At 63.2% G+C, this 26,648-nt stretch carries 22 protein-coding genes; 13 read left to right on the forward strand and 9 right to left on the reverse strand.

Translation table 11 applies throughout. The features are described from left to right. The first annotated feature begins 452 nt into the window (after positions 1-452). Together EC919_RS17870 and EC919_RS17875 are read left to right on the forward strand one after the other, a co-directional pair. Positions 453-878 (forward strand): NUDIX hydrolase, encoded by a 426-nt coding sequence (locus EC919_RS17870; RefSeq protein WP_133775748.1) that lies wholly within the window; start codon positions 453-455, stop codon positions 876-878. Positions 879-1,103: 225 nt separating this feature from the next. Further along, positions 1,104-3,527 carry a glucose/quinate/shikimate family membrane-bound PQQ-dependent dehydrogenase gene (locus tag EC919_RS17875; RefSeq protein ID WP_133775749.1) on the forward strand — a complete coding sequence of 808 codons (2,424 nt, stop codon included), beginning with the start codon at positions 1,104-1,106 and terminating at the stop codon, positions 3,525-3,527. Between the two features lie 174 nt (positions 3,528-3,701). Here EC919_RS17875 and EC919_RS17880 read toward each other — a convergent pair whose 3' ends face one another. Together EC919_RS17880 and EC919_RS17885 are read right to left on the reverse strand one after the other, a co-directional pair. After that, a complete protein-coding gene (locus tag EC919_RS17880) occupies positions 3,702-4,391 on the reverse strand; it encodes an ATPase (protein WP_133775750.1) in 690 nt (229 codons plus the stop codon). 174 nt (positions 4,392-4,565) lie between these two features. Continuing rightward, complete coding sequence (locus tag EC919_RS17885; RefSeq protein WP_133775751.1) at positions 4,566-5,900, reverse strand: PLP-dependent aminotransferase family protein; 1,335 nt, start codon at positions 5,898-5,900, stop codon at positions 4,566-4,568. 135 nt (positions 5,901-6,035) lie between these two features. On the opposite strand from EC919_RS17885, the gene EC919_RS17890 reads away from it, so the two are divergent. Then, entirely contained in the window at positions 6,036-6,932 is an 897-nt protein-coding gene (locus EC919_RS17890; RefSeq protein WP_133775752.1) for a DMT family transporter, read from the forward strand. A 79-nt stretch (positions 6,933-7,011) separates the two neighbouring features. Here EC919_RS17890 and EC919_RS17895 read toward each other — a convergent pair whose 3' ends face one another. Further along, on the reverse strand, positions 7,012-8,349 hold the full coding sequence (locus tag EC919_RS17895) for a PQQ-dependent sugar dehydrogenase (RefSeq protein WP_133775753.1): 1,338 nt from the start codon (positions 8,347-8,349) through the stop codon (positions 7,012-7,014). A 307-nt stretch (positions 8,350-8,656) separates the two neighbouring features. Between EC919_RS17895 and EC919_RS17900 the strand changes: the two genes are divergently transcribed. The 5 genes from EC919_RS17900 (at position 8,657) to EC919_RS17920 (ending at position 13,455) form a co-directional block, all read left to right on the forward strand. Next, positions 8,657-9,847 (forward strand): GAF domain-containing sensor histidine kinase, encoded by a 1,191-nt coding sequence (locus EC919_RS17900; protein ID WP_133775754.1) that lies wholly within the window; start codon positions 8,657-8,659, stop codon positions 9,845-9,847. A 95-nt stretch (positions 9,848-9,942) separates the two neighbouring features. After that, positions 9,943-10,692 (forward strand): creatininase family protein, encoded by a 750-nt coding sequence (locus tag EC919_RS17905; RefSeq protein ID WP_133775755.1) that lies wholly within the window; start codon positions 9,943-9,945, stop codon positions 10,690-10,692. Positions 10,693-10,856: 164 nt separating this feature from the next. Continuing rightward, positions 10,857-11,222 carry a hypothetical protein gene (locus tag EC919_RS17910; protein WP_133775756.1) on the forward strand — a complete coding sequence of 122 codons (366 nt, stop codon included), beginning with the start codon at positions 10,857-10,859 and terminating at the stop codon, positions 11,220-11,222. Positions 11,223-11,823: 601 nt separating this feature from the next. Next, positions 11,824-13,083, forward strand: a complete 1,260-nt coding sequence (locus tag EC919_RS17915) for an MFS transporter (RefSeq protein WP_133775757.1) — start codon at positions 11,824-11,826, stop codon at positions 13,081-13,083. Positions 13,084-13,089: 6 nt separating this feature from the next. Next, positions 13,090-13,455, forward strand: a complete 366-nt coding sequence (locus EC919_RS17920; RefSeq protein ID WP_133775758.1) for a glyoxalase superfamily protein — start codon at positions 13,090-13,092, stop codon at positions 13,453-13,455. Between the two features lie 12 nt (positions 13,456-13,467). On the opposite strand, the gene EC919_RS17925 is transcribed toward EC919_RS17920, so the two are convergent. Next, positions 13,468-14,322, reverse strand: a complete 855-nt coding sequence (locus EC919_RS17925) for a LysR family transcriptional regulator (protein WP_133775759.1) — start codon at positions 14,320-14,322, stop codon at positions 13,468-13,470. Between the two features lie 74 nt (positions 14,323-14,396). On the opposite strand from EC919_RS17925, the gene EC919_RS17930 reads away from it, so the two are divergent. Genes EC919_RS17930 through EC919_RS17940 form a run of 3 tightly spaced genes read left to right on the forward strand, consistent with a single transcriptional unit; the run spans position 14,397 to position 17,655 of the window. Continuing rightward, positions 14,397-15,335, forward strand: a complete 939-nt coding sequence (locus EC919_RS17930) for a DMT family transporter (RefSeq protein ID WP_133775760.1) — start codon at positions 14,397-14,399, stop codon at positions 15,333-15,335. A gap of 59 nt (positions 15,336-15,394) precedes the next feature. Next, positions 15,395-16,732, forward strand: coding sequence for an ankyrin repeat domain-containing protein (locus tag EC919_RS17935; protein WP_166650580.1), 1,338 nt, complete (start codon positions 15,395-15,397; stop codon positions 16,730-16,732). A 50-nt stretch (positions 16,733-16,782) separates the two neighbouring features. Next, the gene (locus tag EC919_RS17940) at positions 16,783-17,655 is read left to right on the forward strand and encodes an NAD(P)-dependent oxidoreductase (protein WP_133775761.1); all 873 of its coding nucleotides are present in this window, start codon (positions 16,783-16,785) and stop codon (positions 17,653-17,655) included. A 42-nt stretch (positions 17,656-17,697) separates the two neighbouring features. On the opposite strand, the gene EC919_RS17945 is transcribed toward EC919_RS17940, so the two are convergent. The 3 genes from EC919_RS17945 to yghX form a co-directional block, all read right to left on the reverse strand. Continuing rightward, positions 17,698-18,384, reverse strand: a complete 687-nt coding sequence (locus EC919_RS17945; protein WP_432213832.1) for a GntR family transcriptional regulator — start codon at positions 18,382-18,384, stop codon at positions 17,698-17,700. Positions 18,385-18,458: 74 nt separating this feature from the next. Then, positions 18,459-20,288, reverse strand: a complete 1,830-nt coding sequence (atzF, locus tag EC919_RS17950; RefSeq protein ID WP_133775763.1) for an allophanate hydrolase — start codon at positions 20,286-20,288, stop codon at positions 18,459-18,461. An 865-nt stretch (positions 20,289-21,153) separates the two neighbouring features. Continuing rightward, complete coding sequence (gene yghX, locus EC919_RS17960; RefSeq protein WP_133775765.1) at positions 21,154-22,041, reverse strand: YghX family hydrolase; 888 nt, start codon at positions 22,039-22,041, stop codon at positions 21,154-21,156. Positions 22,042-22,307: 266 nt separating this feature from the next. On the opposite strand from yghX, the gene EC919_RS17965 reads away from it, so the two are divergent. Continuing rightward, a complete protein-coding gene (locus EC919_RS17965) occupies positions 22,308-22,739 on the forward strand; it encodes a nuclear transport factor 2 family protein (RefSeq protein WP_133775766.1) in 432 nt (143 codons plus the stop codon). A gap of 87 nt (positions 22,740-22,826) precedes the next feature. Here the strand turns inward: EC919_RS17965 and EC919_RS17970 are convergent, their stop codons facing one another. Next, the gene (locus EC919_RS17970) at positions 22,827-23,711 is read right to left on the reverse strand and encodes a LysR family transcriptional regulator (protein ID WP_133775767.1); all 885 of its coding nucleotides are present in this window, start codon (positions 23,709-23,711) and stop codon (positions 22,827-22,829) included. A gap of 116 nt (positions 23,712-23,827) precedes the next feature. Between EC919_RS17970 and argC the strand changes: the two genes are divergently transcribed. Continuing rightward, positions 23,828-24,751 carry an N-acetyl-gamma-glutamyl-phosphate reductase gene (gene argC, locus EC919_RS17975; protein ID WP_133775768.1) on the forward strand — a complete coding sequence of 308 codons (924 nt, stop codon included), beginning with the start codon at positions 23,828-23,830 and terminating at the stop codon, positions 24,749-24,751. A 6-nt stretch (positions 24,752-24,757) separates the two neighbouring features. Here argC and EC919_RS17980 read toward each other — a convergent pair whose 3' ends face one another. Then, positions 24,758-26,188 (reverse strand): CoA transferase, encoded by a 1,431-nt coding sequence (locus tag EC919_RS17980; RefSeq protein ID WP_133775769.1) that lies wholly within the window; start codon positions 26,186-26,188, stop codon positions 24,758-24,760. Between the last annotated feature and the right edge of the window lie 460 nt (positions 26,189-26,648).

The raw sequence follows: 26,648 nt of genomic DNA on the forward strand, positions 1-26,648 counted from the left end.
CCGCTGACGCCTTCCCGGCTGAAGCCGGTCCTACGAGGTGACTGCGGTGTGTCAGTGTGATCGGAACACCCTCAGTGCCACTGGATGCACGCGACGCTTTTAGTGGGACTGGCTTCAGCCGGGAAGAGGTCAGTATGAACACCATCAAATTTGCAGTGTGACCGCTGACGCCTTCCCGGCTGAAGCCGGTCCTACGAGGTGACTGCGGTGTGTCAGTGTGATCGGAACACCCTCAGTGCCACTGGATGCACGCGACGTTTTTAGTGGGACTGGCTTTAGCCGGGAAGAGGTCGGTATGAACACCCACAAATTTGCAGTGTGATGACTGAAGCTTTCCCGGCTAAAGCCGGTCCCACCAAGGGGCACGCGGTGTGTCAGTCTTACTGGTTGCAAGACGATGCCCCAGCCAGGAAGTGCTAGGTTATCCGCACTGACTCCATCAAGGCGCAATCATGTCCGCACACCCTCCTTTCTCCGGCGCGAAGGTCGCCATTCTGTGCAAAGGCACGCTGCTCACTTACCAACGCGACGACAAGCCGGAGATCCCCTGGCCGAATCTGTGGGACCTGCCCGGCGGCGGCCGCGAGGGCGGCGAGACGCCAGAAGAATGCGCCGTGCGGGAAACGATGGAAGAATTCGGCATCGCCCTCGACCCTGCGTCCATCATCCACAAACAGGTCTACCGGGGTCAGGGCGTCAACAGGCTCGACACCTGGTTCTTTGTCGCTGAAGTGGCCGAGGGTCTGTTTGATCGCGTGGTATTCGGCGATGAAGGCCAGCGCTGGCAGGTGATGACGGTCGAGGCGTTTCTGGCGATGGACAACGCGGTGGACCGCCTGCAACACCGGTTGCGCGCATTCATGGATCAGCAGAGCTGACACGTCCAGCCCCGCACTTCGCTCGCCCCAATTCCTCAAGCAGAGACAAATTGACGCAGTGCCAGCGGTTTTTTGCTATCTTCGCGCAAAATTAACTAACCGGTTAATTACGCGACGGATAATGCCGGAAGAATCGCATCTGGCAGCCATCACGCTCTGAACCCTTGTCCTCACCCCACTTGATCGGTCGTCCACAGCCCTTCATCGCGTCAGCAGGAATACCTCATGGATCACTCACAACCTTCGGCAGCCGTCAGCCGCTGGCCCATTCGGGTCGTCGCGCTGGGCGTGCTGGTTTTCGGATTACTCTTTGCAGCGGGCGGCGGCTACCTCGTCACGCTGGGCGGCAGCGCGTACTTCCTGCTGGCCGGACTGGGCCTCATCGTCTGCGCCGTCCTGCTGTTCCAACGGCGCCTGGCAGGCGCGTGGCTGTTCGCAGCGGTGATGCTGTTGACGCTGATCTGGGCGCTTTTGGACGCCGGGCTGGTGTTCTGGCCTCTGGTTTCACGGCTGTTCGCGCTGGGTGTCCTGAGCCTGCTGGTCGCGCTGATCTACCCTTCCCTGCGCAAGGCCAATGGCCTGGCAACCGGTCGCGGCGGTTACGTCGCGGGTGGTGTGCTGGCGCTGGCGATAGTGGCGGGATGCTGGGGAATGTTTCAGCCCCACGCCTCGGTGTCGCCCACGGGCGATGGCCCGGCGCTGACCAAAGTCGATCCGGCCCACGCGCAGAAGGACTGGGCGCATTACGGCAACGACGAAGGCGGCAGCCGCTTCGCCGCGCTGGACCAGATCAACCGCGACAACGTCAGCCAGCTGGTGCCGGCCTGGACCTACCACACCGGCGACGTCGCCCTCAGCGATGGCAATGGCGCCGAAGACCAGATGACCCCGCTGCAGGTCGGCGACAAGGTGTTCATCTGCACGCCGCACAACAACGTCATCGCGCTGGACGCCGACACCGGCAAGCAGCTGTGGAAAAATGAAATCAACGCCAAGTCCGCCGTGTGGCAACGCTGCCGCGGGCTGGCCTATTTCGACGCCAGCGCCGCCGTCGCGCCACCCACCGATGGCAGCACGCCTGCAGCGTCGGTCGCCGTGCCGGCCGGCGCCCACTGCCAGCGTCGTCTGTTGACCAACACCATCGACGCGCGCCTGATTGCCGTGGACGCCGATACCGGCGAGTTCTGCCAGGGCTTCGGCAACAACGGCCAGGTCGACCTCAAAGCCGGTCTGGGCAACGTGCCCGACTCTTACTATCAATTGTCATCGGCGCCGCTGATGGCCGGGACCACCGTGGTCGTCGGTGGACGCGTGGCCGACAACGTGCAGGCCGACATGCCGGGCGGGGTGATCCGTGGCTTTGACGTGGTCACCGGGCAAATGCGCTGGGCGTTCGATCCGGGCAATCCCGAAGACAAGCAGGCGCCATCCGCTGACAAGACGTACGTGCGCAGCACGCCGAACAGCTGGGCGCCGATGTCCTACGACCCGGCCATGAACACGCTGTTCCTGCCGATGGGCAGTTCGTCCACTGACATCTACGGCGTCAAGCGCACCGAGCTGGACCACACCTACGGCGCCTCGGTGCTGGCATTGAACGCCACCATCGGCGTACAGAAGTGGGTGTATCAGACGGTTCATAACGACCTCTGGGATTTCGACCTGCCGATGCAGCCGAGCCTGATCGACTTCGCCAAGCCTGACGGCAGCAAAGTACCGGCGCTGGTCATCGGCACCAAGGCCGGGCAGATTTTCGTGCTTGATCGCCACACCGGCCAGCCGCTGACCGAGGTCAAGGAAGTCCCGGTCAAGCCGTCGAACATCCCCAACGAACCCTACTCGCCGACCCAGCCAAAATCCGTCGGCATGCCGCAGATCGGCGCGCAGACCCTGACCGAATCGGACATGTGGGGCGCGACGCCGTTCGACCAGCTGTTATGCCGGATCTCGTTCAAGAAGATGCGCTACGACGGCCTGTTCACCGCGCCGGGCACCGACATTTCCCTGAGTTTCCCGGGCTCCCTGGGCGGGATGAACTGGGGCAGCCTGTCGACCGATCCGGTTCACGGCTTCATCTTCGTCAATGACATGCGCCTGGGCCTGTGGATTCAGATGGTGCCGCAGTTGAAGGACGCCATTGCAGCCTCCGGCGGTGAAGCATTGAACACCGGCATGGGCGCGGTGCCCCTGAAAGGCACGCCCTACGCCGTCAACAAGAACCGCTTCCTGTCCGTGGCCGGCATCCCGTGCCAGGCGCCGCCGTTCGGCACGCTGACCGCCATCGACATGAAGACCCGAAAAATTGCCTGGCAAGTGCCGGTCGGCACCGTTCAGGACACCGGCCCGATGGGTATCAAAATGCACCTGCCGCTGCCGATCGGCATGCCGACGCTGGGTGGCACGCTGTCGACCCAGGGCGGACTGGTGTTCATCGCCGGCACCCAGGATTACTACCTGCGCGCGTTTAACAGCGCCAACGGCGAAGAAGCCTGGAAAGCCCGTTTGCCCGTTGGCAGCCAGGGCGGCCCGATGACGTACGTGTCGCCGAAGACCGGCAAGCAGTACATCGTCATCACCGCCGGCGGCGCCCGTCAGTCGGCGGATCGCGGTGACTATGTGATTGCCTACGCATTGCCTGACGGCAAGTAACCGCCCGCACAAAAAAACCGCTAACGCCTTGATGAGGGGCGCAGCGGTTTTTATTGGGTCGAAGAAAAGGCTCACGCCGCATTCACCTAGTGGTGACCGCATTGAGCTTGCAGGACCGGCTTCAGCCGGGAAGCACAAGGCCAGGCAGCGCAAACTAATGGTTGTACCCAGCGGTCAGTTACTCGCCACTTCCGCCGAATTACCCGTGGTCACCAGCGCTTTAAGCGATGCATCGAACTGCTTTAAGGCGTTGATTTGCAGGTCACGTTGCTGATTGATCTGCGCAGCGATCTCCGGAGCAGCTTTGTCGTGGACCCACACCGAGGTCAGCTCTTTGGCGCCGAGGCCTTCAGCCTTGCCGATGTACTGCAGATTCGAATCATAGAACTTCGCGATGAAGCGCGCTTCGACCTGAGAGTTGCGCTGGGACACCAGGCGGCTATAGGTGTCGAGCATCACCACCACATCAGGTCGCGCCTGCATCAGCGCATCGAGATTGTCGTACACGGTCACCGACGCAAACTGCTTCTGCAACGAACCTTTCAGCCAGTCCATCGCCAGTTTTGGATCGGAGCTGCTGACGAACGCCTCGCGAATGCGCGAATCCAGCCCGCCGTTCTTGACGCCCTTCAGCGCCACTGCGTGATAACGCTCAAGGTATTCGAGGGTGCTGACGGTGTTTTCGCTGTAGAGCACGCCAACGCTTTGGGAAGATTGCAATGCCACACGGCTTTCAACCACCGGCAACAAATGGCACGCCTCAGCGTCCGCTGCCGAAACAGGGCCTGCTGCAACAGCAGTACCCGTCGCGACGAATCCGCTGGACAGCACGGCGACGAGGGTCAGCAGGGTTGAAATTTTCATCGCGTGGCGTCCTTCTCAAGCAAGTTCGGTATGGGGCCATCCTCCTCTCTTCCGTGGAAAAGAGAACTCGCCTGGCGTGATGGTCACTATCGATTTCAAGAATGGTAGGCGCTTTGAGAAACACCTTTACCGATGCTTCAACAAACCTCGCTGCCCTCTCCTTTTTCGCACCCTTCAATACACGTAGCGGCCAACCGCCCGACGTACTTCCTGCAACGCAACCCGCAAGGCATCCAGATCAAGAGAGCCTAACGCCAGGCGAATTCCATGGGGAACGGCGCTGGAGGTGGCGAACGGTTCAGCAGTCGACACCGCCACCTTGTTCGCCAGTAACTCCATGGCCACCTGATCGGCCCTGGCGTCTTCCGGCAGCTGCACCCATAAAAAATAGGACGCCGGGTGACTGATGACGTTCAACCCGGTTAACAGCTCCCGGGCGAGGGTCTGTCGAGCCCGTGCGTCGAGGCGTTTTTCCGCCTCCAGGCGCGCGACGGTGCCGTCCTCAATCCAGCCGCAGACCAGAGACGTCATCACCCCCGGCGTGTTCCAGACCGTCGCCCGGATCGCGCGCTCGATGGCCGAAACCCATTGCAGCGGCGCGACCACGTAGCCCACCCGCAGGCCGGTCGCGATGTTTTTCGAGAAGCCCGAGACGTAGACGGTCAACTCCGGCGCCAGGGCCTTCAACGGCGCGGGCGGCTCATCGGCCAGAAACGCATACGCGGCGTCTTCGATCAACAGCAACCCATGCTGTCGAGCGATGCGCACCAACTGTTCGCGCCACGGCAGGGCCATCACCCAGCCCATGGGGTTGTGCAGCGTCGGCATGGTGTAGACCGCCTTGATCCGTCGGCGCTGGCAGAGCTTCTCAAGCGCGGTCAGATCGGGACCATCATCGGCATAGGGGATCGCGATCAGTTCCAGCCGGTGCGCGTCGCCCAGCACTTTGAAGCCCGAATAGGTCAGTGCATCCACCGCCACCACATCCCCCGGTTTGAGCAACGCCATCATCGTCACCGCCAGGCCATGCTGCGCGCCGCTGACGATCACCACCTCCTCGGCCTCGACCGCTAATCCCCGAGCAACAAGGTGCCGCGCCATGCACGCGCGCTCATGGCTTCGGCCGGCATGGGGCTGATAGCGCAGCAGTGCCTCCAGATCACCCGACAATGCCAACTGGCGAAGGCCGTTGCGCAGCAGTTCGGTCTGGCCCGGCAGGGTCGGGCAGTTGAAATTGAGATCGAGGACCCCGGGCGTACTGATCTGCTGATCGATGCCATGACTCAGCGGGAGGGCGATTTCCCGAACAAAAGTGCCGCGCCCGGTTTCGCCGCTGACCAGCCCCATGGCTTCCAGCTCGGCATAAACCCGAGACGCCGTGACCAGCGCCAGGCCTTCATCTGCCGCCAACTGACGATGGGGCGGCAGGCGCGTCCCAGGCGCCAGCTCACCAGACGCGATCTGCGCGGCGAATCGGTCGACAAGGGTCTTGTAGCGGGCGCGGGGCATAGCGCTGTATCCATGACAATTTTTTGATTGTGCTGATTCTGGACCGTACGCTGCCCTGACGGCAATCGGTCAATCGGCCACATACCATCAATGGCACCAGCGTCGCTACGCCTGCGCCTCAAGAGTCCGAACCCTATGGAAATCTCTTCAAAGGTCCAGCCCCTGACGGCAAAACCCAACAGCGCCGGATGGCTGAACGGCCTGATCGGCGTGATCATTTTCAGCGGCTCACTGCCTGCAACACGCATCGCCGTGCTGGAGTTCACGCCGCTGTTTCTGACCGCCGCCAGAGCGTCGATCGCCGGTTTGGTCGCGGTCTGCTTGCTGCTCGTGTTGCGGGAGAAGCGCCCGCAGCGCACCCAACTGATCCCGCTGCTGATCGTTGCCAGCGGCGTGGTGGTCGGCTTCCCGCTGCTCACCGCGCTGGCCCTGCAATACGTCACGTCGGCGCACTCCATCGTTTTTGTCGGCCTGTTGCCGTTGGCGACCGCAGTGTTCGCCGTGCTGCGTGGCGGCGAGCGGCCACGTGCGGTGTTCTGGGTGTTCTCGTTGCTGGGCAGCGCGCTGGTGGTGGGGTTCGCCTGTGCCCAAGGGTTGTCGGCGTCGCCAGTGGGGGATTTGCTGATGTTGCTGGCGATTGTCGTCTGCGGCCTGGGCTACGCCGAAGGCGCCACGCTGTCCCGGACGCCAGGCGGCTGGCAAGTCATCTGCTGGGCGCTGGTGCTGGCATTGCCGCTGATGCTGCTCCTGACCCTTTTCAGCGCGCCGCCATCGCTGTCCACCATCAGTGCACCGGCCTGGGCGAGCCTGGGCTACGTGTCGCTGTTCAGCATGTTGATCGGCTTCGTGTTCTGGTATCGCGGTCTCGCCCAGGGCGGGATCGCTGCGGTGGGACAACTGCAATTGCTGCAGCCTTTTTTCGGCCTGACCCTGGCAGCGACGCTGCTGCATGAAAAGGTCAGCCTGGGGATGCTGGTGGTGACCGTCGGAGTGATCCTCTGCGTGGCCGGCGCGCGGCGGTTTTCACGCTAGCGGCAGGCACGGCCAAGGAATGGCCCAAATGAAAAAAGCCGGTGATCATCACCGGCATTTCCCGTTCATGACTAAGACATCACTTGGCCTGACTGACGCGCCAGACCTTGTTGCCCACATCGTCGGCGACCAGCAATGCGCCCTGCTTGTCGAGGATCACGCCGACCGGACGGCCCTGTGCGTCGCCGTCGGCGTTGAGGAAGCCGGTCAGGACGTCCACCGGCAGGCCGGTCGGGCGGCCATCCTTGAAGCCGACGAAGACGACTTTGTAGCCGGCCTGGGGATTGCGGTTCCACGAACCGTGCTCGCCGACAAACACACCGTCGGCAAATTTGGCCGGCATGCCGCGCGGGTCGGACCAGGTCAGGCCCAGTGGCGCGACGTGGGTGCCGAGGGCGTAATCGGGGGCGATGGCCTTGGCGACCATGTCCGGGCGCGGCGGCTGCAGGCGGCTGTCGACGTGATTGCCGTAGTAGCTCCATGGCCAGCCGTAAAACGCGCCATCCTTGACCGAGGTCAGGTAATCCGGCACCAGGTCGCTGCCGATTTCGTCACGTTCGTTGACCACCGTCCACAGCTCGTTGCTGCCCGGCTTCCAGGCCAGCCCGTTGGGGTTGCGCAGGCCGCTGGCGAACAGGCGTTTCTGCCCGGTCTTGACGTCGACTTCCCAGACTGCCGCACGGCCCTCTTCGGCCTCCAGACCGTTTTCGGCCACGTTGCTGTTCGAGCCCACGGTGACGTACAGCTTGGTGCCTTCGCGGTTGGCGATGATGTTCTTGGTCCAGTGGTGATTGATGCCTGCCGGCAGGTCGGTGACTTTCACCGGCTTGGCGGTGCTTTCGGTCTGGCCATCGTTGTACGGAACTTTGACCACGGCATCGGCGTTGGCGATGAACAGCTCGTTGCCTACCAGGACCATGCCGAACGGCGAGGTCAGGCCGCTGATGAACACTTTCTTCATCTCTGCGCGGCCATCACCGTCGGCATCACGCAGGATGCTGATGCGGTTGGCGCTCTCGGCTTCGGCGCCGACCCGGCTCATGACGATCCCGGTGGCGGTACGCTTGATCCAGGCCATCACCCCCGGCCCGCCGTCCGTCGCGCCTTCAGGCTTGGGCGGCTTGTTGCTTTCGGCCACCAGGATGTCGCCGTTGGGCAGGCTGTACAGCCACCGCGGGTGATCGAGGTTCTCGGCCAGTGCGCTGACCTTGAAGCCGTCGGCGGCCTTGGGCGCGTCAGTGCCCTTCCAGCCGACCGCCTTGGACACCTTGACCGTCGGAATCAGCGTGCTGTTCGGCTCGGGCAGTTGCGGCTGCGCACCTACACCCGCCTGGAACGGCAGCTTGGCGGTCTCGCCGCAGGCACTGAGCATCGCAGCAGTGGTCATCAGCAGTGCAAATCGGTGCATCGCAATCATCGTTCAACCTCGCGGCGGCCATCCATGGGCCCATTGTTTTAAGGGATAAAGAGCGCTGAGAAACAGAGCGCCTGGAGAAGCGCAAGCTTCCAAGGACATAAGGCTGACCAGTATCGCCATGTCGACCGTCAGCAAATAGCTATCGGGACGCACATGACATTTGCCTGTGGGGCATCAATAACACGACCCCGCCAAGAGCGTCAGGGTTCAATAATCTGCGCCCACACCTCGCTTACGGGGCCGAGGGGTTAGCCATATCGGCCGATTTTAGCTACGCTGCCCTCCCACCACCCCAGAGCCCGATCCGATGACCCGCCCAGAGTTTGCTTTGGATGTTGAGGCGATCCATGCGATCCCCGCCGTGCCCGTCATTTTGAGCATGGTCAAGCACATGACGGGCATGCGCTTCGCGGCAATCGCCAGGGTCACTGAAAGCCACTGGGTGGCCTGCGCCGTCGATGACTCGATCAACTTCGGCCTCAAGCCGGGCGGCGAACTGGTGCTGGAGTCGACCATCTGCCACGAGATCAGGCAGCATCAGCGGCCCGTGGTTTTCGGCCACGCCAGCGCCGACCCGCACTTCGCCACCCATCACACCCCCCTCACCTACGGCCTGGAAAGCTATATCTCGATCCCCATCGTTCTGGCCGACGGCCGCTTCTTCGGTACGCTGTGTGCGATCGATTCGGTGCCAGCCGACCTGGACGATCCCGCCATCGTCAAGACACTGACCCTCTTCGCGCAACTGATCGCCATGAGCCTGGACACCCAGGGTCACCTGGACAGCGCACGCGCCGAGCTGACCGACGCCAACGAAAACGGTCGACTGCGCGAGCAATTCATGGCGGTGCTGGGCCACGACCTGCGCACGCCCCTGAGTGCGATCCGCATGAGCGCCGACTTGCTGGCGACCAAAACCGAAGACAAGCGTTCGCTGGGGCTGGTGGCCCTCATCCGGCAAAGCTCGATCCGCATGGGGGCGCTGATCGAGAACGTGCTGGATTTCGCCCGGGGCCGAATGGGCGGCGGCATCCCGGTTAAACGCCACCTCACCGACGATCTTACCGACGTGCTGAGATCGACGGTGGACGAGATCCGCTCGTCGCACCCGCAGGCGAGCTTCATCGAGGCCATCGACCTCAGCGGCACCGTCTATTGTGACCCGCTGCGCATCAGTCAGTTATTGTCCAACCTGCTGGGCAACGCGGTCACCCACGGCTCACCCACGACGCCGATCCATCTGCACGTCTGGCAGGAATGCGATCAGCTGATCATTTCCGTCATGAACAACGGTACGCCCATTTCGCCACGGCTGATGCCGCTGCTGTTCGAACCCTTCACCCGGTCCGAAGCGGGCGGTCGCGGAGAAGGCCTGGGACTGGGGCTGTACATTGCCTCGCAGATCGCCAAGGGCCATGACGGCATCCTGACCGTGAGTTCATCCGAGGAGCTGGGCACCTGTTTCATCGCGCGTTTTCCGGCCGCGCCCGCGGCGTAAACGACGGCGAACGTCCAGCACGTCGACCCGACGCACGCCCGGGCCCAGTTGACTGACCGCCATTTCCAACCCTATTTCTCAAGAGAGGACCTGACATGCTTTTGCACCAGTCCACGTGGATCGAGATCGAGCAGTTTCTCAAGCGCAGCCGCACGATCGTCGTGCCCATCGGCTCGAACGAACAACATGGCCCCACCGGCCTGCTGGGCACCGACTGGATGTGCCCGCAGATCATCGCCCACGAAGCGCAGAAGAGCGCCGATATCCTGATCGCGCCGACCTTTAACATCGGCATGGCGCAGCACCATCTGGGCTTTCCCGGGACGATCTCGCTGCGCCCCTCGACGTTCATTGCCGCCATCGGTGACTGGACGCGCTCGCTGGCGGGTCATGGTTTCGAAAAAATCCTTTTCCTCAATGGTCATGGCGGCAACATCGCGTCGATCGAGGCAGCGTTTTCCGAGCTGTACGCCGAGGCCAGCTTCGCCGGGCGTTCCGCCGGCTTCGCCCTGAAGCTGACCAACTGGTGGGACCTGGAAGGCGTTGGCGAACTGGCCCATCGGCAGTTTCCGGTGGGTCACGGTTCCCACGCCACGCCATCCGAGATCGCGGTGACCCAGTGGGCCTACCCGGACTCCATCAAATCAGCGGATTACTCGCCGCAAATCGCGCCTTCCGGGCCGATCCGCGAGGCGAAGGATTTCCGCGCGCGCTTCCCCGACGGGCGCATGGGCTCAGACCCTGCGCTGGCCACTCCGGAAAAAGGCGGGGAGCTGGTGGCACTGGCGGCCAGGGGGTTGGTGCGGGCGGTCGATGCGTTCAGTCGCGAGCCGGCGCTGCATTAACGTGACTGCGTTGACGGGCTGAGCCGTGCGGCAATAGCGCGCGGGCGTTGAACTCGTCAGCCAAACGGCGGCCATAGTGATGTGCGCTTTTTGAAACGGTATTGGATCTGGGGCAGGCAGCAGCGCAACGACCTTGCCCGGTCCCCTTGGCTGACAGGTGATATGTGAATACTTTTATCCCACTGGACAAAGTTGAAGAAATTGATCTGCAGGATTACCACGAGGTCTGGTTGACCACGTCGGAAACCTGGCCACAGGATCCGGCGACGGTTCACCGCAAGTGCCTGTGGCGCCAGGACCGCGTGATGACCGGTGATGTGGAAATCGACGGCGTGTACTTTGAAAATCTTCCGCACCTGTGGCTGCGTGTGGACGATCTCGATGATCAACAGGACATTGATCTGGTCATCGAAAAGCTCAAGGCGCGCATCGCTGCATTGAATCTCAAGGGTGAGTTCTACCCCGCCGAGCTGCCAAAAGCGGCGCCTCACAAAGACGAAGACGAAATCAAGAAAGACCTGCGCAGCTAACTCGCTTTATCCCCCGCTTCTCGGACGCGCGCCGTTGCTGATCTTCAGCACGGCGCCGTTTTTGCCTTGCCTCACGGCGCGCCCCCCCCTGGTACCGCTTACCCTCCGGATGACCGACTCGGCGCAAAATCTGTAGGAGCCGGCTTGCTGGCGAATGCGTCATGTCAGTCAACATCTTCGTCACCGATCCGCCGCCTTCGCCAGCAAGCCGGCTCCTACCGGTGTCGCGTTCGCTTTGCCATCTGAGGGGCGACGGGCTCTAAGCAGCGCATGGGTGTGACCGGCTTTAGCCGGGAAGATGCCTGTGTGAACACCCTCAATTTTGTACCGTGGCATCCGGCCCCTTCCCGGCTGAAGCCGATCCTACTCAGTACACGCGCTGTGCCAGTAGGACTGGCTTTAGACGGGAAAGTGCCCGCGTATACACCACCAATCTCCGAGCGTTGCATCCGACGTCTTCCCGGCTGAAGCCGGTCCCACTGGGTACATGCAAGCCGGTGCTACGTCAAAGCCCGGTCACGCAACAAACGCACATCGATACAAGCCCACGCCGAACTTCCCCCGTTAACGTCAACGATCTGATCCCTGCGAGGCGCTTCGAATGAATCACTCCCACACGACATGGAGCCGCCAGACCAGTTTCCGGGTCGCGGCCGCCGTGGTGGTCCATACGCTGTGGACCAGCGCCGCGCCCGCCATGATGTACCCGCTTTACGCCCACCAATGGCAACTGACGCCGACCGTGACCACGCTCATTTTCGCGGTGTTCCCGGTGTTCGTCGTGGCGACGCTGATTGCCCTGGGCGACCTCTCCGACTACATCGGGCGCCGTGCGGCGATGTTGCTCGGCGTCGGTGCTTCACTGATCGGCGTGCTGTTGTTCGCCGTCGCCCCCGATGTCACGTGGCTGCTGATCGGCCGAGCGTTCATGGGCATTGGCGTCGGGCTATCAGCAGGCCCTTCCGCCGCAGCGGTCGTCGAATTCAGCGCGCCGGGCAAGGCGAAACTCGCCGGCGCCATCACCACTGCCGCACAGGCCTCAGGCCTTGCTGCCGCGTTGATCCTGGGGGGCGGGCTGATCCAGTACGCGCCGTTCCCCACGCGCCTGAGTTTCTGGGTGTTGATCCTCGTGCTCGGCGCCACGCTGTTCGGCGTCTGGCGGCTGCCGCGTCACACCCCGGCAGAGAGCAACAAACCCTGGTCCCTCAAGCTGCCGCACATTCACCCACCACTGCGCCGCACGTTTCTGGTGTCAGTCAGCGCAGTGCTCAGCGCCTACTCCGTCGGCGCGACAATGCTCTCGCTGGGCTCGCAGATCGCCCACGACCTGATCGGCTCAAGCAACGCGCTGGTTAACGGCGGCGCCATTTCGCTGTTTGCCATCGTGCTCGGCATCACCGGCATTATCGGCAAACGCTTCGGCTCAAGGCTGTCGATCATCGCCGGCGCCAGTTTTTCCATCGCCAGCCTGTTGCTGCTCATGCTCGCGACCAAGACCCACGCCCTGCCGGTGTTCCTGCTCTCCAGCGCGGCCAGCGGCGCCGGGTACAGCTTGTTGTTCATGGGCGGCCTCAACCTGATCAACGCCCACGCGCCGATGCATCACCGCGCCGGCACCCTGTCGGCGCTGTTTCTGGTGGCGTACCTGATGCAGGGCGTTGTCGCGCTGTTGCTGGGCCGCGCCGCCACCGCATGGGGTCTGGACCTGGCGATCGATGTCGGCGCGGTGGCCCTCGCCGCCTTGAGCCTCGGCGCGATGTTGCTGGCGATTTACGTGCGCCAGCCGGCCACCAGAGCAGACGCCGGCTGGACGCGGGGCCACGCTGGGCTAGAATCGCCCGCTCAGACCCTCAAGGAGTGACCCCCTGTGCAAATGTGCCCGGCGATACCGCTGATTCGTATTTTTTCCGAAGCCAAGGCGAAGGAGTTCTACGTCGATTTTCTCGGCTTCAGCCTGGAGTGGGAGCACCGCTTCGAGGAGGGTCTGCCGCTGTATGCTCAGGCCCGCCGTGATCAGCTCGTGATCCACCTGACCGAGCACCATGGCGACGCGACGCCGGGCTCGACGCTCTTCGTGCCGGTCAGCGACATCGCCGAATTGCAGCGCGAACTGCTGGCAAAAAACTACGGCTATTCACGGCCCGGCATTCAGGACCTGGACTGGGGCAAGGTCATGGAAATCGCCGACCCGTTCGGCAATCGCCTGCGTTTCTGCGAGCGCTCCGAGGACTGAGCCGCGCCGCCGTCAGAGACGGAAATACTGCCCGATCGCCTGCCGCAGCAGGTCTACCGCGTCATCCCCGTGGGAGGCTGACGAGCGCACGACAATGATGTCGTGGTCGGCGATCAGCGGCAGACCGTCCAGGATGCGCATGCCGTCGGTGACCCGGGCGCGATCGATCACGCTGATTCCCAGGCCTGCCTCGACGCAGGCCTTGACGGCCTGATTGGACGAGCTCTCGAGCACGATGCGCATGCGGTGACCGCTGCGCTTGAGCGACTCGATCATCGCTTGCCGGTACGAGCACTGGGCCGCATGCACGGCCAGCGGCAACGGGTCCGGCAAATCCCCCGAGTGATGCGCAGCGCCAACCCATACCGGCGTCGTCGGCACCAGCAGTTGATCGTCCGCGCCCAACTGGCCTTCCGGCTGGGCGATGACCGCCACTTGAAGACGACCCCGCCGCACCTGATCGCGCAGGATGAAGCTGGGCGCGGTTTTCAGCTCCAGGACGATGTTTGGCCACGCGGCGGTGAAAATCGGCAGCACGTCACGAATCAGGTGCGTGGCGTATTCATCCGGCACGCCAAGGGTGATGCGCCCTGCGAGCTGAGTGCCCTGCAGCTCGGCCAGCACCTGATCATGGGTGCTCAGCAGCGCCGCAGTGGAGGTCAGAAAACGCTTGCCCAGCGGCGTCAGCGACACCGACTGATTGTCGCGATTGAGCAGTCGTCCGCCCGCCAGCGCTTCCAGGCGCTGCACATGCACGCTGACGGCCGCCGGGCTCTTGTGCAGCTGTTGCGCCGCGGCGCTGAACTTGCCAATACGCGCTACAGCATGAAAGGTGCGGACCTGTTCGATATCCAGAATGGCGCTCATGGTTTACGTATCCCGAAGCACTGCTGCCGTTTATTTTGATTTATTAGATTACGGCGGTTGGGTACTTTGGGTCCATGAACACTTCAAACGAACTGACCAACGTGAACCTCTCTCTGCCGTCCCGACGCAGGGCAATCCCCCTGCCGCTGCTGGAAGCCGGGCTGGTGATCATCTGGAGTTCGGGCTTCATTGGCGCGCGCTTTTCCATCGATTACGCGCCGGCCTCGCTGGTGGTGTTCTGGCGTTGCCTCCTGGTCACGCTGATTCTGTTTCCCTTCCTCGTGAGGCAACTGCGCCAGACGCCGCCCGCGGTGCTGCTGAAAAACGCCGGCATCGGGCTGCTGGCCATGGCCGGTTATCTGTTCGGCGTAACCGAGGGGATTGCCCTTGGGGTGCCCGCCGGGCTGGCGGCGCTGTTTGCCGATCTGCTGCCGATCGGCATGGCCGTACTGGCGGCGGTGGTGCTCCGCCAGCGACTGACCCGCGGCGTATGGATCGGATTGCTGATCGGCCTGGCCGGCGTAATGCTGGCGACCCACGACGCGCTGGCCTGGGGCAACGCACCGCCATGGGCCTATGCCCTGCCGGTGCTGGGCATGCTGTCGCTGGCGGTCGCCACGCTGTGGCAAAAACATTCCCCGGACCCGAAGGCGCTGGGCCTGCTGCCCAACCTGTGGTTGCAGTGCTTCGTCTCGACCTTCGTGTTTGCCCTCGTTGCCGGACTGCACGGGAGTCTCGCGCCCGTCCCCAATGCAGGCTTCGCAATGAGTGTGCTGTGGACGTCGGTGTCGACGGTCGGCGGTTACGGCCTGTACTGGATGTGCCTGCGCCGGGCCACGCCAACGCGGGTCGCCAGTGTGCTGTACCTCAGCCCGCCGCTGACCCTGCTGCTGGCCTGGGCCATGTTCGACGAACCGCTGTCGTGGCTGATGGCCTTGGGCATGGCGGTCTCGGGTATCGGCATCGGGCTGGTGATCCGCGGCGAGGCACGGCACGCGGCAAAGCACGGGTGATGTGGAACCGTTAGGCGCGTAGGGTCCACTCAGGCGTTTTTAACCATAAGCGCGCCCTTATGACTCCTATCCGAACGTCTTCGCCTTTCATCCCGGCTGTCACCTCGCACAGCCCTTCGGCCAGCGCTGAAACCTCCGAGGCCAGCCCGACGCTGCACGCGGCCGTGGTCAATCGCGACGCCGAGGCTCTGGCGCGCCTGCGCAAGGACGGACAGCGCGCCAACACGTTGAACGCCGAAGGCCATTCGCCGCTGGATGTGCTCGACAAAATGCGCGACATCGACGAGCGCAGCCGCTCCGGTCTGCGCATGGCCTTGCTGCAGTCACTCAACCCGACGGCGCCCCTGGCCTATGCCAAGCCGGAGGCGTTGCACGGCACACCGTGGGGGCTGGAAATCCTGCAATCCGGGGCGCTGAAAGGCGGCGTCAATGATGCCAAGGGCGGCACCCAGTCTTTGGAAGGCAAAGTGTTTTTCTCTGATCGCACCCGGGAGAGCTCGAACGACACGACCACCCGGCCCAACCTGCGCAGCAAAGCCCGCACCTATTCATTGGGCAAAGGGGTGAATACCAGCAACGCCCACTCGCGGGCGCTGCAACACCGCCTGGCGCAGGTTATCCTGCATGCCCTCGACACCGGCAAAGCCCTGCCGCCCAATGCCATGGCGCCATCAATCGACGTCGCCGATCCCGAGCAACTGCCTGCCGAAGGTGCCGCATGGCTGCAGCGCTTTCTGCACGCCAACTACATCCTCAAGCCGGTCGGTCGGAAGTTCATCGGCGCGCCGCTTGATGAACATCTGGGTGACCTGAAATTGCCAGGCTCCATTGCCTTGCGGTCTGGCGGACAGGGCAATGAGCTAAGGGGTGAAGACCTCAATCGTTTCTATCACCAGGCCGCGAGTGAGTTGCTGCGCTCCCTCGAAGATGGCAAAGCCCCGTACCTGAGCGTGCTGAACCAGGGCGGCATAGTGCCCCTGGTGTTCGGTTTCGAGAAGATCAACAACTTGTCCACCCACGCGATTCAGTACACCTCCGACACCAAGCAGTATTCCTATCAGAACAAGGAGCACCCGCTGTCGGGAAGCCCGGAAAACGGCGGCAAGTTGAAGGAGCTGGAAGTGCGAACCCTGGATGATTTCGCCACGGTCTGCCTGGGCTGCGCCGTCAAAGGTGTCGAACTGCCCGCCGATCTGGTCGTGCGGGTGAAGACCCAGAAAAGTGAGAAAGCCCAGTACCTGGACGCATCCCGGACCGCGCTGTTCAGGCAGAGGCTGGCGGCGCAAGTGACCGAGCAGACGGGAGACCATCCGCTGGGAACCCTTGACCTTCACCAGTTGCAACGCATCAATTCCGACATACGGGCCCAGAATTTAAGTGAATGGCTCACGGTTTGATGATAGGAGTGTGCGCCCCCATCCCCTTCTCTCGACTGGAGCGCATCCCCATGAAAATCGGCTTTCTAGGCCTCGGCAATATGGGTCAGGCCGTGGCTGGCAATCTGTTGAAAGGCGGTCATGAACTGCTGGTCTGGAACCGTTCCCCCGAAGCCGCGCAGCCACTGGTAGAGCAAGGCGCCACGGCAGTCACCGAGCCTGCGCAGGCGTTCGCCGCCGACGTGGTATTCAGCATGCTTGCCGACGACCAGGCCTTGCGCGCGGTGCTGCTGGATTCCGGTCTGCTCAAGCGACTCAAGGGCCCGCTGATCCACATCAACATGGCGACCATTTCCGTGACCTTCGCCGATGAGCTGGCCGAGCTGCACGCCGCACAGGGCATCGACTACATCGCCGCGCCGGTGATGGGCCGACCTAACATGGCCGCCGCTGCGAAGCTGAACATCATGGCTGCCGGCGCTGCCCAGGCCATCGACCGGGTGCAGCCGTTGTTCGACCTGATCGGCAGCAAGACCTGGCGCATGGGCGACAAACCCTCCAGCGCCAATGCCATGAAACTGGCGATGAATTTCATGCTGGTCTCGGCCATCGAAGCCATGAGCGAGGCGGCGGTGCTGGTCACACGCCACGGTCTGAAATCCGCCGATCTGGTGGAGCTGGCGTCGGGAACAATCTTCCCTGGCCCGGTGTACGCCGGCTATGGCGCGCTGATCGGCGAGCGCACCTACGAGCCGGCGGCGTTCAAGGCGGTGCTCGGCCTGAAGGATGTGGATCTGGTGTTGGCGGCGGCCAGCCAGGTTTCAGTGCAGATGCCGAGCGCCGAGATGATCCGCGCCCACTTGCAGGACGCCATTGACCACGGTCAGGGCGAGATGGACCTGGCGGTATTGGCTGAAGTGGCCGAGCGACGCAATCCGCGCTGAGTGCTGTTTGGCTTGCAGTTGACGGGAGGTGCAGATCTCCGTTCATGGCCGGGCGATGTGGAGCCGGTGCAGGGTAATCTTGCGCACTTCCTGCTTGCTGACTTCGATGTGCCGGGTCAGCAACTGCCGGGCCTGATCGGTCTGGCGCTTGAGCACGGCGTCGAGAATCTGTCCGTGCTCGTCATAGGTCGCCTCGATGCGTGCCGCCTGGGTGAAATCCAGGCGGCGAATGATGCGGATCTTCTCGGTGATCTCCAGATGCAGGCGCGCCATCTCGGTGTTGCCTGCCGCCTCCAGCAGCGCGCAATGGAAACGCTCGTCCAGCGCTGACACCTGCTGGGGGTCTTGCAGGCGTTCGCAGGGCGTGACAAACCAGGTGCGTTTCAGCTCGGCGATGACCGGGTGTTGCTCCAGATCCAGCACGTGCAGACGCGCCAGTGCCGCGCACTCCAGCACGATGCGCACGTCGTAAAGCTCTTCGAAATAATGGAAATCAAACGCCCTCACCCGCCAGCCGCTGCGAAAATACACCTCCAGATAGCCTTCGCGCTCCAGCCGATACAGCGCCTGCCGCACCGGCGTTCGGCTGGCCTGCGCGCGCTCGGCCACCTCGCCTTCGCTGAAGCGATCCCCCGGCAGCAGGCGGAACTCGAAGATGTCCTCCTTGAGCTGCTGATAGATGCGCTCGGCCAGGTTGTCCGGGCGCTGTTTGGGTGTCTGTGAAGGGATGATGGCCTGGGTGCTCCGGCAGGTGATCTGTGCGCCTGACGCGACGGGGTCAGCGGGCCGCGTCAGGCGTCGGGTCAGGCTTTTTTCAGGCTGGCGATGTACGCGCGCCAGCCACCGAACGAGGTAATGTCCAGCGCGCCATCAATCGCCCAGGGTTCGCAGATGAAGCCCTTGACGCTGCGACCGTCCTTCAGCGTCAGGTTGCCGATGCCCAGCGGCGCGGGGATCTCGGCCGCGAACTCGCCAAAGCGCGCCAGCGGGATGTCCCACAGCTCCACGATGATTGACGCACCACCTGCGGATTTCACCAATCCCGGTTTGGGCGGCACGGTGCCGGGCAAGGCGTAGAGCCGGTAATCGCCCGCAGTGAGCGTCTGTTCAACGAGCACGGCATCGCGGTGGGTGAGCTGGACATTCAGCGGCATGCCGGTCAGGTGCGCGCCCACCACGGCAACCCGCACGCTGCCGCGCGGTGCAGTCGCTGGCGAAGGTGTCGGCGCTGGCGACGCTGGCATCGCGCGGCCGGTTGCGCCCATCGGCAAACCGACGCTTTCCTGCCAGCGCTGGCCGAATTGAGCGAGAGCGGTGTCATGCCAGGCCGGCGCAATCAGCGTGATCCCCGACGGCAAGCCATCGGCACGGATGCCTGCCGGCAATGCCAGGGCCGAGAGGTCGGCCAGGTTGGTGAAGTTGGTGTAGAAGCCGAACTGCGAGTTGTACAGCACCGGCTCGGCGGCCATTTCCGCCTGGGTGCGCAGGGTCGCGGAAGTGGGCACGACCAGTGCGTCAAACCCGGCCAGCGCGTCGTTGATCTGCCGGCTCAGCGTGGCGCGCAGGTATTCGGCGCGGTAGGCGTCACAGGCGCTGTAGGCCAAACCGCTTTCGACGATCCCGCGCACCACCGGGTTGATGGCGTCGGGGTGGGTTTCCAGCATCGAGGTCAGGGCTACCGTACGTTCGGCGACCCAGGGGCCGTAATACAGCTGCTCGGCCAAGGCCTTGAACGGGGCGAAGTCGATGCGGGTGATCTCGGCGCCCATGTCGTTCAAACGGTGCAGCGCCTGCTCGAACACGGCTTGATTCTGCGCATCGCCGAAGAACTCCAGGGTATCCGGCACGGCCAGCTTTATCGCGGCACGGAAACCCACCGGCGCCGTGCCCGGGTTGTGGCGGGAATAGGCGTCATTGCCATCGAAGCCTTCGGCCAGGCCGGCGACTTTTTGGGCGTCGTCTACGGTCAGCGCGAAGATGGAGACGCAGTCCACGGTCTTGCATGCCGGCACCAGCCCGGTGTTGGGCAAGCGGCCCTTGGTCGGCTTCAGGCCGACGATGTTGTTAAAGCCCGCTGGCACCCGACCCGAGCCTGCGGTGTCGGTGCCCAACGAAAACGCCACCAGCCCCCGCGCCACCACCGACGCCGAGCCAGAGCTGGAGCCGCCGCTGACGTAATCGGAATTGAAACTGTTGGGCACGGCGCCGTAGGGCGAACGGGTGCCGACCAAGCCTGTGGCGAACTGATCGAGGTTGGTCTTGCCCATCAAAATCGCCCCCGCTGCACGCAGTCGGGCCACCACAGTTGCGTCTTTGCTCGCGGTGTACGCGAATTCCGGGCACGCCGCCGTCGTCGGCCAGCCCGCCGCGTCGATATTGTCCTTGATCGCGAACGGCACGCCGTATAACGGCAGTTGGGTGATATCGCCGTTGACTGCAGCAAGACGCTCGCCGAGCGCATCGAGCTGCTCGCCGATCTGCGTTTGACTGGCACGGGCGATCCACGCAGTGTCGGTTTCAGGGTAAGCGCTGGCGACCGACAGCAGCACGTCAGGGGACAACTGCCCGGTCTGATAGGCCGTCAGCCACTCGTTGATCGTCCAGCCGAGATGAGGGTGTTGGAGGTCATGCATGGGAGGCTTCCATCTTGTATCCAAGTTTGGATTCAACAAAAGCAAAAGCCGGGCCACTGATGGGAAGGCCCTGCTGGCTGGAGTTGAAGGTATTTTCCTACCGTCGGAAGCGCCAGCGCTCGCCTCAAAAAAGCACACCGTGCAGGGTTTTGGTGCCGACTGACACACCGCGATCACGAAGTGGGACCGGCTTTAGCCGGGAAGACATTCGGCGTCACACCACAAAATTAATGGCGAGCACACCGGCTTCTTCCCGGCTAAAGCCAGTCCTACAATGAGAGCGCGTTCCTCCAGCAAGACCGTTGACGCGGAGCGTCAGGGGATGCATTCCCACGCAGAGCGTGAGGAACGATCAAAAGCATCGCGTGCAGTCATTAAGAATCGCGCTGACCTCGACTGTAGGACCGGCTTCAGCCGGGAAGGCATTCGGCGGCACACCACAAAAGTGATGGCGAACACACCGGCCTCTTCCCGGCTAAAGCCGGTCCCACAAAAAGCATCGCGTGCATCACATAAGAGTCGCAGTGACCTCGACCGTAGGACCGGCTTCAGCCGGGAAGCTTTTGCTTTTGATTTTCGAGCACAAGAATTCCAGACACCGCCAATCGCGACTTGGGTGCAGGCTGAACGCAGGTCTCGCGGAGTGGGCCAAGCGGCATGGATGCCGCGAGAGCCGCCCCCCGCCATGGATGGCGGATGGCGGCGGGCCCACGGAGCGAGACCGGAGTGAAGGAACCCTGACGAAGGAAGGGCCAAACCGAGAGCAGGCACTTTTGCTTACTTTTGGTGCTTTTCAAAAGTAAGTCGCCGAAGGCGAAACAATCTGCCCCCAGGCAGACGCTCTTGATCTTCTCCCAGCCTCACCTCAAACCAGGTATTTCTTGAACCAATCCAACGTCCGGTCCCACGCCAACGTAGCAGCAGCATCGTCATACCGCGGCGTCGAATCGTTATGAAACCCGTGGTTGGCGCCCTTATAAACATGCGCTTCATAAGTCTTCCCCGCCGCCTTCAAGGCCGCCTCATACGCCGGCCAGCCATCGGTAATCGGCTTGTCCAGCTCAGCGTAATGCAACAACAGCGGCGCCTTGATCCGGCTGACGTCCTCGGCCCTGGGCTGCCGGCCATAAAACGGCACCGCCGCCGCCAGCTCCGGGTAGGCCACAGCGGCCGCATTGGAAACACCCCCGCCGTAACAAAACCCGGTAATCCCGACTTTGCCAGTGGACGCGTGATGAGCCATCAGCCATTCGATGCCGGCAAAGAAATCGTTCATCAGCTTCTCGGGATCAACCTTCTGCTGCAGCTCACGTCCCTGATCGTCGTTGCCCGGATAGCCACCGACCGACGTCAGACCGTCCGGCGCCAACGCGATAAAACCGGCCTTGGCCACACGCCGGGCGACGTCCTCGATGTAAGGATTCAGACCGCGATTCTCATGCACCACCAGCACCGACGCGACTTTGACATCGGCCTTCGCCGGCCGCACCAGATAACCGCGCACCTGGCCATGGCCCTTGGGCGATGGATAAGTGATGTACTCGGCGATGATGTCCGGATCCGTGAACTTGACCTGCTCGGCCAGGGCGTAATCGGGGCTCAGCGAGGCCAGAATCGTCGTCGCGGCCAGCCCGCCCACGGCGAACACCGCCGCGCGATCGAGAAACTCCCGTCGATTGATCTTGCCGTGAACGTAGTAGTCGTAGAGCTCAAGCAGTTGCGGGTCGAAGTCTTTGGCGGTGAGACGGGTCATCTGTGCGCATCCTCATCGATATTTCAGCGGCCACAGGCGCGAAAGCGAGCGCCTGAACGTGCCGCGCCGAGCCCTCAGTAAAGCAGCATTTTGTCCGCCTGTATCAAGCCGCGCCGTGACGACACCCCTCTTTTAAACGCTCCCTTTCCAACACGCCCGTTGTGGGCTAGCCTGAGCTTCGCAGTTGTACGACGACGTACAAAGCCGTTTTTGAACGAAACCGGCCCCTGCATGACGCCTCAATCAACAATAAAAAAGGACGTACCATGACCAGACTCAAACTGACCCTCGGCTTCCTGTGCCTGTTTTCAGGATTCGTCGCCGCTGCACCCTCTGCCGATGAGCAAGACGTCGCCAAGGCCGTCGACAAAATGACCCAGGCGATGCTGCACAAAGACGTCAAGGCCCTGGGCGCGCTGACGTCCGACAACGTCACTTACGGACACTCCAGCGGCAAGGTGCAGAACAAGGAAGAGTTCATCGCCGACATCGAAACCGGGCGCAGCGGCTTCAACACCCTCGAAATGAAAAACCAGAAAATCAACATGAACGGCGACGTTGCCCTGGTGCGCAATCACTTCTCGGCCGAAGCGGTAAACAGCGGCAAGGTTGTGCCGACCGAGATCGAAAACTTTCAGGTCTGGCAGAAGCAGAAAGGCCAATGGCTGCTGATCGGCCGCCAGGCGTTCAAATTCTGATGGCATGACTTCAGCGTCTTAGCCGACCGGGCGCCCGAAAGGGTCAGGCGCCGGTCGGCTACCGGTCTATTTTGACCTCCCGTCACGCTACAACGCTTCCAGCTCCTGCAGCACCTCCAGCACATACCCGGTCGAGCGTTCGACGCTTCCGGCCCGGTGCGCAATGCCCAACTCCCGCCACAACGCCGGCTGCAACGGACGCATGACAATGCGGCTTTCCGGCGCGGGCGTGGACGCCTCGTGGGGCAGCAACGTCGCGCCATAGCCTGCCCCCACCAGACTCTTGATGGCGTCGTTGTAATTGAGCTGAATGCGCGGCGTCGGCTGCGGCCCCTCGCTGGCAAACCACTCCGCTACCTGGCGGGACAGCCGGGTGGTGGCGTCATTGAGAATCAGCGGCTGACCGGCAAGCCATGACGGCGTGATCACCGGCGGACAGTCCCAGCGCGCCGGCAGAAACGCCATCACCGGGTCACGCCGCCAGGGCTGAATTGACAGGCCCTTGACCGGCGCCTGGGGCAGCGCAATCACGCCGATGTCGAGGCTGCCGTCCGCGAGCTTTTGCAGGGTCTGTTGCGACGTCAGCACCGCGACCTGCACGTCGATGCCGGGGTGAAATTGCTCCAGGGTTTCCAGCGCCTGGGGCAGCAATTGTGCGATGACGCCGGTTGACGCCCCCAGCCGCACCCGCCCGGCCAGCCCTTTGACCTGACGCTCGACGTCCTCCAGCGCCTGTTCGGCATCGGCCAACAGGCGCCGCGCGCGCTCGATCAAGGTGTCACCGATGGCCGAAGGCAGAACCCGCCCGCGGGTGCGCGAGAGCAACACGCCGCCGACCCGTTGCTCCAGGTCGGCAATGTGCAGGCTGACGGTCGGCGGGGCGAGATTGAGCACCCGCGCCGCTTCAGCGAATGAGCCGTGATCAGCGATGGCCACTAACGTGCGCAAACGATCCAGACTGATTTCCCGCATCGCTCGGCCCTTCCTTCAGAAAAACTGAAGTGTACCGTCAACAAATTCAACTTTCTCTATCAACGAGTGCCCTTGAAGATGGCGGTCATTGACGACCTTCTGCGGAACCTAAACCCATGTCACAGCCCATCATCTTCATCGACGGTGACCAAGGCACCACCGGCCTGCAAATTCATCAGCGCCTGCAAGGCCGCACGGACCTGCACGTGGTGACGCTGCCGGCCGAGCATCGCAAGAACCCGCAAAGCCGCGCCGCCGCGATCAACGCCTGCGACATCGCCGTGCTGTGCTTGCCGGACGACGCCGCCCGGGATGCAGCCGTGAGCATCACTAACCCGGATGTACGGGTCATCGATGCCAGCTCCGCGCACCGCACCCACCCCGACTGGGTCTACGGTTTCGCGCAGATGAACGGCGCGCAGAAACAAAGCATCGCCACAGCCCGACGCGTCAGCAATCCGGGCTGCTACCCCACCGGGGCGATCGGTCTGTTGCGGCCGTTGCTGGACGCGGGTCTGCTGCCCCGCGATTACCCGATCAGCATCAATGCGGTGTCGGGCTATTCGGGCAAAGGCCGCGCCGGCGTCGATGAGTTCGAGGGGCCGGATGTCGCGCAGGCGGTGCCTTTTCAGGTCTACGGCCTGAGCCTTGCGCACAAGCACGTCCCGGAGATCCAGCAATTCAGCGGGCTGAGCGAGCGGCCGGTGTTCATTCCGGCCTATGGCGCGTTTCGTCAGGGCATCGTGCTGACCATCGCGCTGCAAACGCGCTTGCTGCCCCACGGCGTCACCGGAGCGGCGCTGCATGGGGCGCTGGCGGAGCATTATCAGGGGAGCGGGTTTGTTGAAGTGATGCCGATGGATCAGTCGCGCGCGCTGACCGGCATCGACCCGCGTCAGTTGAACGGCACCGATAACCTGCGGCTGATGGTGTTCGAGAACGATGGCCACGTGTTGCTGGCGGCCGTGTTCGACAACCTGGGCAAGGGCGCGGCCGGGGCGGCGGTGCAGAACCTGGATTTGATGATTGCGGGAGGCTGATTCGCGTTACAGCCATTTCGCGTCGACGCTGCCCAGTGCGCTCGCCGGTAAATCCCAGTGCATTGGCGTGCCGTCGATCTGCCCGGCGGGTTTGAGGCGCAGCGCCGGGCCCCAGACGGTGCGCTCGATGACGTCGGAATAATCGCTCGAATTCAGCGGTAGCAGCGCTGCAGGCTGCGTCTCGATTGGGGTAAACGACATCAGCGATAACGCGGTGCGCGCGAGGGATGCTTGAATCTGAACGCCCTGCCCGTTGATCCGTCGCTCGGTCAGGCCGCGCACCGCTGCCGCCGCCATCAAATACCCGGTGGCGTGATCCAGCGCCTGCACGGGCAGCGGCACGGGCCGATCACTTCCCGCTGCGACCCTGCCGGCGTCGGCGATGCCGCAACTCATCTGCACCAGACTGTCGAAACCCCGTCGCTCCCGCCACGGGCCGCTCCAGCCGTAGGCACTCAAGGACACATCCACCAGACCGGGATTGAGCGCGCGGCGGCGTTCTGCACCGAGGCCCAGGCGCGCCAGGGCATCGGCGCGGTAACCGTGGATCATCACGTCCGCCTCGCTGATCAGGCCCTCCAGCACCGCGCGATCGGCCGGCTTGCGCAAATCCAGCCGCGCACAGCGTTTACCGAGCACGACCTCGGGCACGGTGCCGGGCTCGTCCCAGCCAGGGGGATCGATGCGCAGCACATCGGCGCCGAAACCGGCGAGAAATCGCGTCGCCACCGGGCCGGCCAGGATGCGCGTGAGGTCGAGCACGCGGATGCCGTGCAGGGGGCGTTCGCGGGGGACGATCCATTCGGGTCGTGTACGGCTTGACGCAGGTGAGCCCTTCCCGGCTGAAGCCGGTCCCACTGGCGCATCGGTGCGATGCAGCAACGGTTCTAGCTCAACGGCGCGACCTTGGGGATGTTCGCGCCAGGCCGTGGCGCTGCGCATCTCGGCGGCACAGCCTTGATGAGCGACCACCGCGCTTTCCAGCTCACTCGCCCGCCAGCGCAGCACGGCCTGACTGACCGCATCGCGCTCGGGGGCGGTTTTCACGACGGCGAGCGCGGCCTGACGATGATGCGGCGCGTTGGTGTGCAAACGAATCCAGCCATCCGCTGCGCGGTAATCCCCCGCCACCGCATCCCACTGCGCCGGCAGCGACCAGCCTTGGGGTTGAAGGGATGTGGCGAACCAGAATGAGGCCAGGCGCCGATCGACGGTGATCGCAGGCGAGATGCTGTGGGCCTGATCAATCAATTCGCCTACCGCCAGTTGCGCCACCGCGATGGCCGCCGTGGCGAAGTCGGTGACCGGGAATGCCGACGCCAGCGCGCCTTCGCCAGTGATCTGAAGATGATCGAGATAGCGGGTTTGGCCGCCGAGGGCCAGCCAGAATTCGCGCAGGAAATGCGTAAAGGCGGTGTCGGATTGGGCAGTGGGCATAGGCTGGCGCTCCGGGGAATGATTGCAGTCCGTAGGAGCCGGCTTGCTGGCGAACCCGATCGGTCAGACCTATCACTGATAACTGACACACCGCTTTCGCCAGCAAGCCGGCTCCTACAGATTCTGAGTACGCCGAACATTGTATGCCTTGCCGAAAACCAGTGTAGGAGCGCGCTTGCCCGCGAAAGCGGTGTGTCTGTAACGAATCAATCGCCTGACACGCCGCCTTCGCCAGCAAGTGGGCTCCTACAGATTCTAGGTACGCCGAACATGGCGTGCGTTACCGAGATCCACTGTAGGCGCGCGCTTGCCCGCGAAATCGGCGTCTCTGTGACCCATCAATCGCCTGACACGCCGCCTTCGCCAGCAAGCCGGCTCCTACGGATTCTAGGTACGCCGAACATGGCGTGCGTTACCGAGATCCACTGTAGGAGCGCGCTTGCCCGCGAAAGCGGTGTCT

Source organism: Pseudomonas graminis (genome assembly GCF_004364335.1).
Classification (GTDB): domain Bacteria; phylum Pseudomonadota; class Gammaproteobacteria; order Pseudomonadales; family Pseudomonadaceae; genus Aquipseudomonas; species Aquipseudomonas graminis_D.

Bases quoted from the DNA above. Each gene is read 5' to 3' on its own strand.
- EC919_RS17965 (WP_133775766.1), top strand. From the start codon at position 22,308: ATGACCAGACTCAAACTGACCCTCGGCTTCCTGTGCCTGTTTTCAGGA.
- EC919_RS17870 (WP_133775748.1), top strand. From the start codon at position 453: ATGTCCGCACACCCTCCTTTCTCCGGCGCGAAGGTCGCCATTCTGTGC.
- EC919_RS17905 (WP_133775755.1), top strand. From the start codon at position 9,943: ATGCTTTTGCACCAGTCCACGTGGATCGAGATCGAGCAGTTTCTCAAG.
- EC919_RS17980 (WP_133775769.1), bottom strand. From the start codon at position 26,188: ATGCCCACTGCCCAATCCGACACCGCCTTTACGCATTTCCTGCGCGAA.
- EC919_RS17900 (WP_133775754.1), top strand. From the start codon at position 8,657: ATGACCCGCCCAGAGTTTGCTTTGGATGTTGAGGCGATCCATGCGATC.
- atzF (WP_133775763.1), bottom strand. From the start codon at position 20,288: ATGCATGACCTCCAACACCCTCATCTCGGCTGGACGATCAACGAGTGG.
- EC919_RS17880 (WP_133775750.1), bottom strand. From the start codon at position 4,391: ATGAAAATTTCAACCCTGCTGACCCTCGTCGCCGTGCTGTCCAGCGGA.
- EC919_RS17935 (WP_166650580.1), top strand. From the start codon at position 15,395: ATGACTCCTATCCGAACGTCTTCGCCTTTCATCCCGGCTGTCACCTCG.
- EC919_RS17930 (WP_133775760.1), top strand. From the start codon at position 14,397: ATGAACACTTCAAACGAACTGACCAACGTGAACCTCTCTCTGCCGTCC.
- EC919_RS17890 (WP_133775752.1), top strand. From the start codon at position 6,036: ATGGAAATCTCTTCAAAGGTCCAGCCCCTGACGGCAAAACCCAACAGC.
- EC919_RS17970 (WP_133775767.1), bottom strand. From the start codon at position 23,711: ATGCGGGAAATCAGTCTGGATCGTTTGCGCACGTTAGTGGCCATCGCT.
- EC919_RS17925 (WP_133775759.1), bottom strand. From the start codon at position 14,322: ATGAGCGCCATTCTGGATATCGAACAGGTCCGCACCTTTCATGCTGTA.
- argC (WP_133775768.1), top strand. From the start codon at position 23,828: ATGTCACAGCCCATCATCTTCATCGACGGTGACCAAGGCACCACCGGC.
- EC919_RS17940 (WP_133775761.1), top strand. From the start codon at position 16,783: ATGAAAATCGGCTTTCTAGGCCTCGGCAATATGGGTCAGGCCGTGGCT.
- EC919_RS17885 (WP_133775751.1), bottom strand. From the start codon at position 5,900: ATGCCCCGCGCCCGCTACAAGACCCTTGTCGACCGATTCGCCGCGCAG.
- EC919_RS17875 (WP_133775749.1), top strand. From the start codon at position 1,104: ATGGATCACTCACAACCTTCGGCAGCCGTCAGCCGCTGGCCCATTCGG.
- EC919_RS17915 (WP_133775757.1), top strand. From the start codon at position 11,824: ATGAATCACTCCCACACGACATGGAGCCGCCAGACCAGTTTCCGGGTC.
- yghX (WP_133775765.1), bottom strand. From the start codon at position 22,041: ATGACCCGTCTCACCGCCAAAGACTTCGACCCGCAACTGCTTGAGCTC.
- EC919_RS17895 (WP_133775753.1), bottom strand. From the start codon at position 8,349: ATGATTGCGATGCACCGATTTGCACTGCTGATGACCACTGCTGCGATG.